Source organism: Mycobacterium gordonae (assembly GCF_001417955.2).
Taxonomy (GTDB): domain Bacteria; phylum Actinomycetota; class Actinomycetes; order Mycobacteriales; family Mycobacteriaceae; genus Mycobacterium; species Mycobacterium gordonae_B.
Genome location: NZ_LKTM01000293.1, coordinates 1 through 14,612, shown reverse-complemented (window position 1 = coordinate 14,612; position 14,612 = coordinate 1). Strand labels below are relative to the sequence as shown.

Annotated in this window: 8 protein-coding genes; 5 read left to right on the top strand and 3 right to left on the bottom strand. The window is 68.3% G+C overall.

Annotated elements, in window-relative coordinates; all coding sequences use genetic code 11:
- Window positions 1–93 precede the first annotated feature (93 nt).
- The 5 genes from AO501_RS19605 (at window position 94) to AO501_RS19585 (ending at window position 11,389) form a co-directional block, all read left to right on the top strand.
- Entirely contained in the window at window positions 94–999 is a 906-nt protein-coding gene (locus AO501_RS19605) for an alpha/beta hydrolase-fold protein (protein WP_055579285.1), read from the top strand.
- 180 nt (window positions 1,000–1,179) lie between these two features.
- A complete protein-coding gene (locus AO501_RS19600) occupies window positions 1,180–2,193 on the top strand; it encodes a cutinase family protein (protein ID WP_055579284.1) in 1,014 nt (337 codons plus the stop codon).
- A 389-nt stretch (window positions 2,194–2,582) separates the two neighbouring features.
- The gene (gene fadD32 / locus AO501_RS19595; protein ID WP_055579283.1) at window positions 2,583–4,472 is read left to right on the top strand and encodes a long-chain-fatty-acid--AMP ligase FadD32; all 1,890 of its coding nucleotides are present in this window, start codon (window positions 2,583–2,585) and stop codon (window positions 4,470–4,472) included.
- A gap of 20 nt (window positions 4,473–4,492) precedes the next feature.
- Entirely contained in the window at window positions 4,493–9,805 is a 5,313-nt protein-coding gene (gene pks13, locus AO501_RS19590; RefSeq protein ID WP_055579282.1) for a polyketide synthase Pks13, read from the top strand.
- The gene (locus AO501_RS19585) at window positions 9,806–11,389 is read left to right on the top strand and encodes an acyl-CoA carboxylase subunit beta (RefSeq protein WP_055579281.1); all 1,584 of its coding nucleotides are present in this window, start codon (window positions 9,806–9,808) and stop codon (window positions 11,387–11,389) included. It abuts the gene before it with no gap.
- A gap of 30 nt (window positions 11,390–11,419) precedes the next feature.
- Here AO501_RS19585 and AO501_RS19580 read toward each other — a convergent pair whose 3' ends face one another.
- The 3 genes from AO501_RS19580 to AO501_RS19570 all read right to left on the bottom strand — a co-directional run bounded on the left by AO501_RS19580 (window position 11,420) and on the right by AO501_RS19570 (window position 14,391).
- Entirely contained in the window at window positions 11,420–11,866 is a 447-nt protein-coding gene (locus AO501_RS19580) for an FHA domain-containing protein (protein WP_082658731.1), read from the bottom strand.
- 207 nt (window positions 11,867–12,073) lie between these two features.
- Window positions 12,074–13,861: an acyl-CoA dehydrogenase family protein gene (locus tag AO501_RS19575; RefSeq protein WP_055579280.1), complete on the bottom strand. Its 1,788-nt coding sequence runs from the start codon at window positions 13,859–13,861 to the stop codon at window positions 12,074–12,076.
- A 29-nt stretch (window positions 13,862–13,890) separates the two neighbouring features.
- Window positions 13,891–14,391: a hypothetical protein gene (locus AO501_RS19570; protein WP_055579279.1), complete on the bottom strand. Its 501-nt coding sequence runs from the start codon at window positions 14,389–14,391 to the stop codon at window positions 13,891–13,893.
- Window positions 14,392–14,612: the final 221 nt, after the last annotated feature.

Below are 14,612 nucleotides of genomic sequence, written 5' to 3'. Positions count from 1 at the left end.
TCCGCCTCCCCCTTATCCTGCTGAGCCGGGTGTGGTTAGCTACCTTGCGGGCTAGGTTCTGTCGTGCGCAGCGTCACACCATGGAGGGTGGACATGAGGGGTCTGTCGTTAGTGCTACGGCTGGTGTGCGTTGCCGTGCTGTCGGTGGCGTTCGGGGCCGTGACGGCGTCGCTGGGTTCGGCGGGCACGGCCCGGGCGGCCGGTTTCGAGACGCTGATGGTGCCTTCGGGCGCGATGGGCCGCGACATCCCGGTGGCCTTCCTGGCGGGCGGGCCGCACGCGGTCTACCTGCTCGACGCGGCCGACGCCAATCCGGACGTCAGCAACTGGGTGACCGCGGGCAACGCGATGAACACCCTGGCCGGCAAGGGCGTTTCGGTGGCCGCACCGGCGGGTGGGGCGTTCAGCATGTACACCAACTGGGAGCAGGACGGCAGCAAGCAGTGGGACACCTTCCTGTCCAGTGAGCTGCCCGACTGGCTGGCCGCCAACAAGGGCCTGGCGCCGGGCGGGCACGGCGTGGTCGGTGCGTCGCAGGGCGGCTATGCCGCGCTGGCGCTGGCCGCCTTCCACCCGGACCGCTTCGGGTTCGCCGGTTCGATGTCCGGCTTCCTCTACCCGTCGAACACCTTCACCAACGGCGCGATCCTGGCCGGTCTGCAGCAGTTCGGCGGGGTGGACGGCAACGGCATGTGGGGAGCGCCGCAGCTGGGCCGCTGGAAGTGGCACGACCCGTTCGTGCACGCCGCGCTGCTGGCCCAGAACAACACCCGCGTCTGGGTCTGGGCCCCCACCAACCCGGGCGCCAGCAACCCCGCCGCCATGCTCGGCGCCGGCGGTGAGGCGATGGGCAACAGCAAGGCCTTCTACCAGCAGTACCGCGACGTGGGCGGGCACAACGGCCACTTCGACTTCCCGGGCGGCGGCGACAACGGCTGGGGCTCGTGGGCCGGGGTGCTGGGCGCCATGTCGGGCGACATCTCCGGCGCCATTCGCTGACCACATTTGCTCGACGCTCGGCCCGGTACCCTCTAGGGAGTGCAGCAGAGGGCGGTACGTCCGCATCACCACGCTGCGCGGGTGAGTAGGGCGCGAAGGTGCGTTACCTGGTAAAGCACTTGCCCGACCCATTCGCCGGGACCCGATGAGGGTCCTACCGGACTCTGTTAGCGGGAGAAGATGGCCAAGAACAGCGCGCGTCGCAAACGCCACCGACGGCTTGCCTGGGCGGCGGCCGGCTCGATGGCCCTGGTGGTGGCCCTCGTCATCATCGGCGGGGTGATGCTGTTGCGTCACCAGGACGTCCCGCCCAGCGCGGTGCCCCCGGGCGTGCTGCCCCCCGGGCCGACGACCTCGCACCCCAAGAAGCCGCGGCCGGCCTCTCAGGACGCCTCCTGCCCCGACGTGCAACTGATCTCGGTGCCGGGCACCTGGGAGTCCTGGCCGACCGACGACCCGTTGAACCCGACCCAGTTCCCGAAGGCACTGCTGCTCAACGTGACCGGCCCGATCGGCCAGCAGTTCGGCGGCGGCCGGGTGCAGACGTACACCGTGCCCTACACGGCCCAGTTCCGTAACCCGCTGAGCGCCGACGGCCAGATGAGCTACAACGACAGCCGCGCCGAAGGCACCCGGGCGACGGTCAAGGCGATCACCGACATGAACAACCGCTGCCCGCTGACCAGTTATGTGATCGTCGGGTTCTCCCAGGGCGCGGTGATCGGCGGCGACGTGGCCAGTGACATCGGCAACGGCCTGGGTCCCGTCGACGAAGACCTGGTGCTGGGTGTGACGTTGATCGCCGACGGCCGGCGCCAGGAGAGCGTGGGCAACAACATCCCGCCGACTCCGCCGGGCGTGGGCGCCGAGATCACGCTGCACGAGGTGCCGGTGCTGTCCGGACTCGGCCTGACGATGACCGGCGCCCGTCCGGGCGGCTTCGGCGACCTCGACAGCCGGACCAACGAGATCTGCGCCGAGGGCGATCTGATCTGTGCCGCCCCCAAAGAGGCGTTCAGTCCCGCCAACCTTCCGACCACGTTGAACACGCTGGCCGGAGGTGCCGGGCAGCCCATCCATGCGATGTACGCCACCACCGACTTCTGGAATTCCAACGGCCTGTCCGCGACCCAATGGACGCTGAATTGGGCCCAGGGCGTGCTGGATAAGGCGCCGCACCCCAAGCACGGCTGATTGTGCTCGGGCCGATTCGATAGCTCGGCTATCAGACACGGCCTCGGTGTGAGGGTGGTGGCCGCGATCAGGCGTACCTTGTGATTTGGTCTGCCGCCCCCGGCCCCTTAACATTAAGAGAAAATTAAGAGCATGTGGTTGACCCGGGTGGGTCAAAGTTGGCTGCGACAGGCGCCGGTGCGAAGCGGGCGCGGGTCGCAGCTGGGCCGCGCGCAGATATTTCAGCCGGCATGGCCGGCGACCAGAGGACTACCGTCGGCGCACGCCGGCACGTGGAGAGAGACCGTCGGCGCGAGCCGGCACCTAGAGAGACCGTCGGCGCCAGCCGGCACTTAGAGAGACCGTCGGCGCCAGCCGGCACCTAGAGAGTTTGTGACAGGAGAGGCGTCATGGCGTACCACAACCCGTTCATCGTGAACGGCAAGATCAGGTTCCCGTCCAACACCAACCTGGTTCGTCACGTCGAGAAGTGGGCGAAGGTGCGCGGCGACAAGCTGGCGTACCGCTTCCTGGACTACTCCACCGAGCGCGACGGTATCGAACGCGACATCCTGTGGTCGGAGTTCAGCGCCCGCAACCGCGCCGTCGGCGCCCGCCTGCAGCAGGTCACCCAGCCGGGTGACCGCATCGCCATCCTCTGCCCGCAGAACCTGGACTACATGGTGTCCTTCTTCGGCGCCCTGTACTCCGGCCGGATCGCCGTCCCGTTGTTCGACCCCTCCGAGCCGGGTCACGTCGGCCGCCTGCATGCGGTGCTCGACGACTGCACCCCCTCGACGATCCTGACCACCACCGAGTCCGCCGAGGGTGTCCGCAAGTTCATCCGCGCGCGTTCGGCCAAGGAACGCCCCCGCGTCATCGCCGTGGACGCCGTGCCCACCGAGGTGGCCTCCACCTGGCAGGAGCCGGATGCCGACGAGACCACCACCGCGTATCTGCAGTACACCTCGGGTTCCACCCGCACCCCGACGGGCGTGCAGATCACGCACCTGAACCTGCCTACCAACGTGGTGCAGGTGCTCAACGCGCTGGAGGGACAGGAAGGCGACCGCGGGGTCAGCTGGCTGCCGTTCTTCCACGACATGGGCCTGATCACGGTGCTGCTCACCTCGGTGCTCGGCCAGAGCTTCACCTTCATGACGCCGGCCGCATTTGTGCGCCGCCCCGGCCGCTGGATCCGCGAGCTGGCGCGCAAGCCCGGGGAAACCGGCGGGACGTTCTCCGCCGCGCCGAACTTCGCCTTCGAGCACGCCGCGGTGCGCGGTCTGCCCCGCGACGACGAGCCGCCCCTGGACCTGAGCAACGTCAAGGGCATCCTCAACGGCAGCGAGCCGGTGTCGCCGTCGTCGCTGCGCAAGTTCTTCAAGGCCTTCGAGCCGTACGGCCTGAAGCCCGAGGCGGTCAAACCGTCCTACGGTCTGGCAGAGGCGACGCTGTTCGTCTCGACCACCCCGATGGACGAGTCGCCCACCGTCATCCACGTCGACCGCGACGAACTGAACAAGCAGCACTTCGTCGAGGTGTCCGCCGACTCACCGAAAGCTGTCGCGCAGGTCAGCGCGGGCAAGATCGGTGTCGACGAGTGGGCCGTCATCGTGGACCCCGAGACGGCCAGCGAGTTGCCGGACGGGCAGATCGGCGAGATCTGGCTGCACGGCAACAACCTGGGCATCGGCTACTGGGGCAAGGAAGAAGAGACCGCCAACATCTTCAAGAACATCCTGAAGTCGCGGGTCAGCGAGTCGCACGCCGAGGGTGCTCCCGACGACGGCCTCTGGGTGCGCACCGGTGACTACGGCACCTACCACAACGGGCACCTCTACATTGCGGGCCGGATCAAGGACCTCGTCATCATCGACGGCCGCAACCACTACCCGCAGGACCTCGAGTTCACGGCGCAGGAATCCACCAAGGCGTTGCGGGTGGGCTATGTCGCCGCGTTCTCGGTGCCGGCCAACGAGTTGCCGCAGAAGGTCTACGACGACCCGCACGCCGGGCTGAAGTTCGACGCCGAAGACACCTCCGAGCAGCTGGTGATCGTCGGCGAGCGTGCCGCGGGCACGCACAAGCTCGAGTACCAGCCGATCGCCGACGACATCCGTGCGGCCATCGCCGTCGGGCACGGGGTGACCGTGCGCGATGTGCTGCTGGTCCAGGCCGGCTCGATTCCCCGTACCTCCAGTGGCAAGATCGGCCGCCGCGCCTGCCGCACGGCCTACCTGGACGGCAGTTTGCGCAGTGGCGTCAACTCCGCGACAACCTTCGCCACTTCTGAATGATCGACTGAACAAGGTAGCTGATGTCTGACGTAAGCCAGGAGAACTCACCCTCGCAGAACGCCGCAATGACGGTCCCCGAGATGCGCAAATGGCTGCGCGAGTGGGTCGGCAAGGCCGTCGGGAAGTCGCCGGACTCCATCGACGAATCGGTACCGATGGTGGAGCTCGGTCTGGCCTCGCGCGACGCCGTCGCGATGGCCGCCGACATCGAGGACCTGACCGGCGTCACGCTGTCGGTGGCGGTGGCGTTCCAGCACCCGACCATCGAGTCGCTGGCGACCCGGATCATCGAGGGCGAGCCGGAAGCGGCTGAGGACGACTCGGATGGTGTCGACTGGACGCGCACGGGCCCCGCCGAGCGGGTCGACATCGCGATCGTCGGCCTGTCGACCCGACTGCCGGGCGACATGAACACCCCGGACGAGACATGGGCGGCGCTGATGGAAGGCCGCGACGCCATCACCGACCTGCCCGAAGGGCGCTGGTCGGAATTCCTGGAAGAGCCGCGACTGGCCGAGCGCGTCGCCAAGGCCCGCACCCGCGGCGGCTACCTCAAGGACATCAAGGGCTTCGACTCCGAGTTCTTCGCGGTGGCCAAGACCGAGGCCGACAACATCGACCCGCAGCAGCGGATGGCGCTGGAGCTGACCTGGGAGGCGCTCGAGAACGCCCGCATCCCGGCGTCCAGCCTGCGCGGCGAGGCCGTCGGCGTCTACGTCGGTGTCACCAATAACGACTACGGCTTCCTGGCCATCTCCGACCCGACCGTCGCGCACCCGTACGCGATCACCGGTAACTCGGGTGCCATCATCCCCAACCGGGTGTCGTACTTCTTCGACTTCCGCGGTCCGTCGGTCATGGTCGACACCGCATGCTCGAGTTCGCTGGTGGCGATCCACCAGGGCGTGCAGGCGCTGCGCAACGGCGAGGCCGACGTCGTGGTGGCCGGCGGCGTCAACGCGCTGGTCACCCCCGCGGTGACGCTCGGGTTCGACGAGATCGGCGCCGTGCTGGCGCCGGACGGCCGGATCAAGTCGTTCTCCGCCGACGCCGACGGCTACACCCGCTCCGAAGGCGCCGGCATGCTGGTGCTCAAGCGGGTCGACGACGCCCGCCGCGACGGCGACCAGATCCTGGCCGTCATCGCCGGCAGCGCGGTCAACCACGACGGCCGCTCCAACGGCCTGATCGCCCCCAACCAGGACGCGCAGGCCGAGGTGTTGCGCCGGGCCTACAAGGACGCCGGGATCGACCCGCGCAACGTCGACTACATCGAGGCGCACGGCACCGGCACCATCCTCGGTGACCCGATCGAGGCGGAGGCGTTGGGCCGCGTCGTCGGCAGGGGACGTCCCGCCGACCGGCCCGCGTTGCTCGGTGCGATCAAAACCAACATCGGGCACCTGGAGTCGGCCGCCGGCGTGGCCAGCATGGCCAAGGTGGTGCTGGCGCTGCAGCATGACAAGTTGCCGCCGTCCATCAACTTCGCCGGCCCCAGCCCCTACATCGACTTCGACGCGATGCGGCTGAAGGTGGTCGACCAAGCCACCGACTGGCCCCGTTACGGCGGCTACGCGCTGGCCGGTGTGTCGAGCTTCGGTTTCGGCGGCGCCAACGCGCACCTGGTGGTGCGTGAGGTCTTGCCGCGTGACGTGATCGAGCGCGAACCGGAGGAGCCGGCCGCCGCGCCGCAGGCCGCCGTGGTGTCCGCCGGGGGCGAGCTCACCGAAGGGGTCGGGCACTCGCTGCGCTTCGACGAGTACGGCGAGATCATCGACGACGACGCCGCGCCCGCCGCCGAGGGCGAATACGAACTGCCGGGTGTCACCGACGAGGCGCTGGCGCTCAAGGAAGCAGCGCTGGAAGAGCTTGCGGCACAGGAACTTCCGGCGCCCACGATCCCGCTGGTGATCTCGGCGTTCCTGACCTCGCGCAAGAAGGCCGCCGCCGCCGAACTGGCGGACTGGATGGAAAGCCCCGAAGGACAGGCGTCGTCGCTGGAGTCGATCGGCCGCTCGCTGTCGCGCCGCAACCACGGCCGCTCCCGTGCGGTCGTGCTGGCTCACGACCACGAAGAGGCCATCAAGGGCCTGCGCGCGATCGCCGAGGGCAAGCAGCGGCCGAACGTGTTCAGCACCGACGGCCCGGTGACCAACGGCCCGGTCTGGGTGCTCGCCGGTTTCGGCGCGCAGCACCGCAAGATGGGCAAGAGCCTCTATCTGCGCAACCCGGTGTTCGCCGAGTGGATCGAGAAGGTCGACGCGCTGGTTCAGGACGAACTGGGCTACTCGGTGCTCGAGCTGATCCTGGACGACTCGCAGGACTACGGCATCGAGACCACCCAGGTCACCATCTTCGCGATCCAGATCGCCCTCGGCGAGCTGCTCAAGCATCACGGCGCCAAGCCCGGCGCGGTGGTCGGACAGTCGCTCGGTGAGGCGGCGTCGGCGTACTTCGCCGGCGGTCTGTCGCTGCGCGACGCGACCCGGACCATCTGCTCGCGCTCGCACCTGATGGGCGAGGGCGAGGCGATGCTGTTCGGCGAGTACATCCGGTTGATGGCGCTGGTGGAGTACTCCGCCGACGAGATCAAGACGGTGTTCTCGGACTTCCCGGATCTTGAAGTGTGCGTCTACGCCGCACCCACCCAGACCGTCATCGGCGGCCCGCCCGAGCAGGTGGACGCGATCATCGCCCGCGCGGAATCCGAGGGCAAGTTCGCCCGGAAGTTCCAGACCAAGGGCGCCAGCCACACCCAGCAGATGGACCCGCTGCTGGGCGAACTGGCCGCCGAGTTGCAGGGCATCAAGGCGATGAGCCCGACCTGCGGCATCTACTCCACCGTGCACGAGGGCCGCTACATCAAGCCCGGCAGCGAGCCGATCCACGACGTGGACTACTGGAAGAAGGGGCTGCGGCACAGCGTCTACTTCACCCACGGCATCCGCAACGCCGTCGACAGCGGGCACACCACCTTCCTGGAACTGGCGCCCAACCCGGTGGCGCTGATGCAGGTCGGTTTGACGACGGCCAGCGCTGGGCTTCACGATGCCCAGCTCATCCCGACGCTGGCCCGCAAGCAGGACGAGGTCGAGTCGATGATCTCGACCATGGCGCAGCTGTACGTGCACGGCCACGACCTGGACGTGCGCACGCTGTTCACTCGGGCCAGTGGCCCCGAGGATTACGCCAACATTCCGCCGACCCGGTTCAAGCGCAAAGAGCACTGGCTCGACGCGCATTTCGCCGGGGACGGCTCGATACTGATGCCGGGCGCGCACGTTGCCCTGCCCGACGGTCGCCACGTGTGGGAGTACTCCCCGCGGGAAAAGACGCCGGATCTGGTCGCGCTGGTCAAAGCCGCCGCTGCGGCGGTGCTGCCGGACGCTGTCCTGACGGCGTCCGAGCAGCGCGCGGTGCCCGGCGAGGGCGCCCGGTTGGTGACGACGCTGACGCGTCATCCCGGCGGTGCTTCGGTGCAGGTGCACGCCCGCATCGAGGAGTCCTTCACGCTGGTCTACGACGCGCTGGTCGCTCGCGGTGGCTCCGAGGCGGTACTGCCGGTGGCTGTGGGCGCCGGCACCGCGATCGCGGCTTCCGAGTCCACGTCGGTGGCGGTCGTCGAAGAGGACGACGCCGAGACGCTGACCGACAGCCTGACCAACCGGTACCTGCCGTCGGACGTCGGCCGGTGGTCTGCCGATTCCGGTGAGACGATCGCCGAGCGGCTGGGCACCATCGTGGCGGCGGCCATGGGATACGAGCCCGAGGACCTGCCCTGGGAGGTGCCGCTGATCGAGCTCGGCCTGGACTCGCTGATGGCGGTGCGGATCAAGAACCGCGTCGAATATGACTTCGACCTGCCACCGATTCAGCTGACCGCGGTGCGCGACGCCAATCTCTACGCCGTGGAGAAGCTGATCGAGTACGCGATCGAGCACCGCGACGAGGTTGAGCAGCTGCACGAGTACCAGAAGACGCAGACCGCCGAGGAGATCGCGCGGGCGCAGGCCGAGTTGCTCAGCGGCGCGTCGCCGGCCAGCCTGGTGGCGCCGGCGCCCGACCCGCAGGCGGAGCCCCAGACGCAGGCCGAGCCCGTGTCCGAGGCACCCCCGCCGTCGGACGTGCCGATCCCGCCGCCGCCGACCAATCCCACCGGGCCCGGCACCAACGGCGCCGCCGGCAACGGGGAGAAGCCGACGGCAGGTGCACTCAGCCAGGAGGCCGTCGCCAAGGCGCTCAACTCCGACGTCCCGCCGCGGGACGCCGCCGAGCGCGTCGTCTTCGCGACCTGGGCGATCGTCACCGGCAAATCCGCGGGGGGCATCTTCAACCCGTTGCCCAAGCTCGACGACGAGAAGGCCGCCAAGATGGCCGAGCGGCTCTCCGAGCGCGCTGAAGGGCCGATCACGGTTGAGGACGTGCAGAGCTCGGAGAACATCGAGGCGCTGGCGGAGAAGGTGCGCAACTACCTGGAGGCCGGCGTGATCGACGGCTTCGTGCGCACCTTGCGGCCGCGCCAGGAGGGCAGCTCGCGGACACCGGTCTTCGTGTTCCACCCGGCCGGCGGCTCCACGGTGGTGTACGAGCCGTTGTTGAACCGGTTGCCGGCGGACACGCCGATGTACGGCTTCGAACGTGTCGAGGGGTCGATCGAAGAACGTGCCGCGCAGTACGTTCCGAAACTGGTCGAACTGCAGGGCGACGGACCCTACATCCTGGCCGGCTGGTCGCTGGGCGGGGTGTTGGCCTACGCCTGCGCGATCGGGCTCAAACGCCTCGGCAAGGACGTGCGCTGGGTCGGCCTGATCGACGCGGTGCGTGCCGGCGAGGAGATCCCGCAGACCAAGGAAGAGGTCCGCAAGCGCTGGGACCGCTACGCCAAGTTCGCCGAGAAGACGTTCAACGTCACCATCCCGGCGATCCCCTACGAGCAGCTCGAGGAACTCGACGACGACGGCCAGGTGCGGTTCGTGCTGGACGCCGTCAGCCAGAGCGGCGTGCAGATCCCGGCCGGGATCATCGAGCATCAGCGCACGTCGTACCTGGACAACCGGGCGATCGACACCGCCGAGATCCAGCCGTTCGATGGCCACGTCACCCTCTACATGGCCGATCGATACCATGACGACGCGATCATGTTCGAGCCGCGGTACGGCATCCGCAAACCGGATGGCGGCTGGGGTGAGTACGTCGCCGACCTCGAGGTCGTGCCGATCGGTGGTGAGCACATCCAGGCCATCGACGAGCCGATCATCGCCAAGGTGGGCGAACACATGAGCCGCGCGCTGGACGACATCGAAGCTGAACGCGGTAGTGAGGTGGGGAAGTAAGTGACTGAAGTGGCTCCGGAGCCGGCTCCGATCGTCGTGCATTCCACCGCCGAGAAGCTGGCCGAGCTACGAGCTCGCCTGGAGGTGGCGAAGGAGCCGGGCGGCGAGAAGGCGGCCGCCAAGCGCGACAAGAAGGGCATCCCCAGCGCACGGGCCCGCGTGCACGCACTGGTCGACCCGGGCACCTTCTTCGAGATCGGGGCGCTGTGCAAGACCCCGGGTGACCCCAACGCGCTCTACGGCGACGGGGTGGTCACCGGTCACGCGCTGATCGACGGCCGTCCGGTCGGGGTGTTCTCGCACGACCAGACGGTCTTCCAGGGCACCGTCGGCGAGATGTTCGGCCGCAAGGTCGCCCGTCTGATGGAATGGTGCGCCATGGTCGGCTGCCCGATCGTGGGCATCCAGGACTCCGGCGGGGCCCGTATCCAGGACGCGGTCACCTCGCTGGCGTGGTACGCGGAGCTGGGCCAGCGGCACGAGGCACTGTCCGGCGTGGTGCCGCAGATCTCCCTGATTTTCGGCAAATGTGCCGGGGGAGCGGTCTATTCGCCGATCCAGGACGACTTGCTGGTCTCGGTGCGCGACCAGGGCTACTTCTTCGTCACCGGTCCCGACGTGATCCGCGAGGTCACCGGCGAGGACGTCACCCTCGACGAACTCGGCGGCTCCGACGCGCAGGCCCGCTACGGCAACATCCACCAGGTGGTGAACTCCGAGGCCGAGGCCTTCCAGTACGTGCGGGACTTCTTGTCGTTCCTGCCGTCGAACTGCTTCACCAAGCCGCCGGTCATCAACCCCGGATTAGAACCCGAGGTCACCCCGACCGACCTGGAGCTGGACACGATCATCCCGGACTCCGACAACGCGGCCTATGACATGCACGAGATCCTGCTGCGCATCTTCGACGACGGCGACTTCCTGGAAGTCGCCGCGCAGCACGGGCCGGCCATCATCACCGGTTACGCCCGGGTCGACGGGCGTCCGGTGGGCGTGATCGCCAACCAGCCCATGCATCTTTCCGGGGCGATCGACAACGAGGCCTCCGACAAGGCGGCCCGGTTCATCCGGTTCTGCGACTCCTTCCAGATCCCGCTGGTGTTCGTGGTGGACACCCCCGGATTCCTGCCGGGCGCCGAGGAGGAGAAGCGCGGCATCATCAAGCGCGGCGGCCGGTTCCTGTACTCCGTGGTCGAGGCCGACGTGCCCAAGGTGACCATCACGATCCGCAAGTCCTACGGCGGCGCGTACGCGGTGATGGGGTCGCGGCAGCTGACCGCCGACTTCAACTTCGCCTGGCCCACCGCGCGCATCGCGGTGATCGGCGCCGAGGGTGCGGCGCAGTTGTTGGTGAAGCGCTTCCCGGACCCCACCGCGCCCGAGGTGCAGCAGATCAAAAAGGACTTCATCGAGGGCTACAACCTGAACATGGCGATTCCGTGGATCGCCGCCGAGCGGGGCTTCATCGACGCGGTGATCGACCCGCACCAGACCCGGTTGCTGCTGCGCAGGTCGATGCACCTGCTGCGGGACAAGCAGAACTGGTCGCGGCTGGCCCGTAAGCACGGGCTGATTCCGGTCTAGTCGGGCGGGGCTTGCGGGAGGCGCCCGCCGCTAGCTGCTCCTGATGAACACCAGCCGGTACTTTCCGATCTGGATCTCGTCGCCGTTGCTGAGCACCGCTGACTCCACCGGTTGGCCGTTGACGTAGCTACTGTTGAAGCTGCCGCAGTCGACGATGTGGAATTCGCCTTTCTCCCTTCGGAATTCGGCGTGTCTGCGGCTGACGGTGATGTCATCGAGATAGATGTCGCTGAGCTGATGCCGACCGGCCGACATGACGGGGCGGTCCAGCCGGATCTGCGATCCGGTGTTGGGACCCCGTGTCACGACGAGCATGCCGTAGCCCGGCGGCAGCGACTCGACATCCTCGGCTGAGAGCACATCGGCGACGGACGCCGACGCGCCTCCGAGGTCGGCGCGCCACGATGTGGTGGTGATATCCCCCGGAGCCTGGGGCGTGTTGTCCCGTGCGGCCTGAACGGTCAGCTGTCTGTTCATCGCCGTACCTCCAACACCATTGGCGAATTCCGATTCATCGGACCATTGGAACCGTGCGGCGCAATAGGGACCGAAGTCCCACGTTGGCGGGGATTTCGGCAATCGACGCGGGCTCGCGCCGGGCCAAGGCGCAACCACCGGCGACTGTGAATGCGCCGACGCGCCACGCCGGTGTAGCGTCGGGCAGTTCCCGGTCGGGGCCGGAGTTCAGCCGGCCGGCTCGCGAAGGTGGAGGGCCCCCTCGGCCAGTTCGTCGAAGCGGTCCAGCGCCTCGTCCCCCTCGACGTCGATGCCACGCAGCGGCCCCCGATCGGCGAGGTAGCGCTGGGCATACAGCCGCGCCACCAGTGCCTTGCGCTCACCGCCAACCGTCTCGCGTTCCCAGGCCGCCTGTTCCGTCAGCAGCGCGCCGGCGTACACATCACCCATGAACTGGGCGAGTGGAAACAGTCGCGCCTCGGCCACCGCGCCGTCCAGCTTCTCCCACGCGGTGACGGCCGCCTCCAGGTCGTCGATCCGGTCGGCCACCAGCCCCGTCGTCGGGTCGTCGTCGGAGACCGACACCGCGTCACGCAACCGGGTCAACAACGCCTCGTGAGCCCGGCTCTGCAGGATGCCGCGGCGCACGTCCAGACACAGGATGTTGTCCGGCCCCTCCCAGATGGTATTGACCTGACCGTCCCGCAAAAGCCTTGCCACCGGCCATGTTTCGATGTAGCCGTTGCCGCCGTGGATCTCGATCGCGTCGGATGCCGCGGTGATCCCGAGGCGGGCGACCTTGAGCTTGGTGACCGGCACCGCGATGCGTTGCCGGGTGCCGCGCGGCTGCCGGTGGTTCACCGCTCCGGTGCCGTCGAACACCAGTGCCTGGGCGGCTTCGACGTCGAAGATCAGCTCGGCGAGCTTGCGACGCATCAGCGGCTTGTCGATCAGCGCCCCACCGAAGGCGCGCCGCTGCCGCGCGTAGCAGAGCGACTCGACCAATGCGCGCCGCGCGTTCGCCAGCCCGAACAGCGCGATGCCGAGCCGCGCCGCGTTGGTCAGCTCCATCATCCGGCCCAGCCCCTTGCCGTCGGACGGGCCCGACTCGCCGGACGGCTCGCCGGAGAGCAGAAAGGCTTCCGCGTCCACGAATTCGACCTCTCCGGAGGCGACCGAGCGGGTGCCGAGTTTGTCCTTCAGCCGTCGCACCCGCACGCCATTGCGGGAGCCGTCCCGACGGGTGCGCAGCACCAGGAAGTTGGCCACCCCGCGACTCGAGTCCGGTGCGCCCTCGGGCTTGGCCAGGACGACGAACGCCTCCCCGGCGCAGTTCGACGCGAACCACTTGAAGCCGTTGAGCACCCACGCGTCTCCGGTCCGCCGCGCGGTCGTCTCCAGTGCGCCCAGATCCGACCCACCCGTGCGTTCGGTCAGCAATTGTGCCGTCTCGCCGGCCCACTCGCCCGAGTCGAACTTGGCGAGCACATGGTCGCGCACGTCGGCCGGCGCGTACGCGGCCACCAGAGACTGCACCATGCCGCCGCCGGTCCCCAGCGCGCAGCCCATCCCGATGTCGGCCTGGTTCAGCAGGTAGTTCGACGCGAACATGGACAGCGACGACCGGAAACCCGCAACTCGGCACGAATCCCGTAGCGCGCCCTGGGCATCCAGCACCGCCCGTTTGGCCGCGGTGAACGACGGCGGCATCACCACCCGGCTTACGTCGTGACCCCAGCGGTCGTACCGCTCCAGCCGCGGCGGGTTGCGGTCGGTTTCCTCGGCCCAGCGGGCGACCGGGCCGCCCATCAGGTCGCCGATCCCGTTCAAGTGGGGTTCGACCACGGCCAATTGGTCGGGCTTGAGGTAGTAGGACATCGTGAATTGCAGCGTGGGATCCGTGCGGTACCAATTGAGGCCGACGGCGCCGGCGTAGTCCTCGGTTCGATAGCGCTGCGACTTTTCCGGGGTGGAGAAGGGCAGCCGATCCACGGCCTCCGGCTCGTAATCGGTCATGCCGCGACGGTATTACAGGTTCGCCCGATTCAGACGGGAGCCACGAACTCCGAGGTGTAGTACTCGCCTGGGGCCTGGTTGTGCGGGTTCGGGGTGGTGACCATGACCCAGACTCCGGTGGTGCCCTGTTGCAGCGGGGCGTTGATGGTCACGTTCGCCTGACCCATCGGGTCGGTGTCGACGCCGGTGAAAGTCGTGCCCGGGTCACCGGGGCCGCAGGTCGCCGACGTCGGCCGCGGCACCTGGATGAGGCCGACGTCGTAGTGCATTCCGGGCTGGTTGGAGATCACCAGGTTGACGTCCGCGCTAACCGTCGAACCCGATGGGCGGAAGATGACGACGCCACGCCCCAGCGCCACCCGCGGCGCCTGGACCGCGGTCTTGACGGGGCTGCCGTCGCAGTTCCGCAATGTCGAACTGATCGGCACCGGGCCGGTGGCGGCGGCCATGCCCGTACCCAGCGTCAGTGTCGCAGCGCTCAGCACGGTCAATGTCGAAACAGCAGTCTTGAACCCGGTGAGTATTCGCATATGCCCGTCCATTCCACTCTGAATGCCGTTGCCGGAATGGATATTGACGATCGTTTGCGCAGCTAAACCTGCATTACCGTCAATTTGCTGGGCGTGGTCGCGGTGCGGGCGATCAGCCGGGCACCGGGATGCCCCCGGGGCCCGGATCGCCCCCGGTTCCCCCGGTTCCTCCTGCCGTGGTCCTGCCGCCCCTGCCCGTCTCGCCGAGGCCCCCATTGCCG

What these genes read in the sequence shown, in the direction of transcription:
- AO501_RS19605 (WP_055579285.1), top strand. Translation starts at nt 94, where the DNA reads ATGAGGGGTCTGTCGTTAGTGCTACGGCTGGTGTGCGTTGCCGTGCTG.
- AO501_RS19600 (WP_055579284.1), top strand. Translation starts at nt 1,180, where the DNA reads ATGGCCAAGAACAGCGCGCGTCGCAAACGCCACCGACGGCTTGCCTGG.
- fadD32 (WP_055579283.1), top strand. Translation starts at nt 2,583, where the DNA reads ATGGCGTACCACAACCCGTTCATCGTGAACGGCAAGATCAGGTTCCCG.
- pks13 (WP_055579282.1), top strand. Translation starts at nt 4,493, where the DNA reads ATGTCTGACGTAAGCCAGGAGAACTCACCCTCGCAGAACGCCGCAATG.
- AO501_RS19580 (WP_082658731.1), bottom strand. Translation starts at nt 11,866, where the DNA reads ATGAACAGACAGCTGACCGTTCAGGCCGCACGGGACAACACGCCCCAG.
- AO501_RS19575 (WP_055579280.1), bottom strand. Translation starts at nt 13,861, where the DNA reads ATGACCGATTACGAGCCGGAGGCCGTGGATCGGCTGCCCTTCTCCACC.
- AO501_RS19570 (WP_055579279.1), bottom strand. Translation starts at nt 14,391, where the DNA reads ATGCGAATACTCACCGGGTTCAAGACTGCTGTTTCGACATTGACCGTG.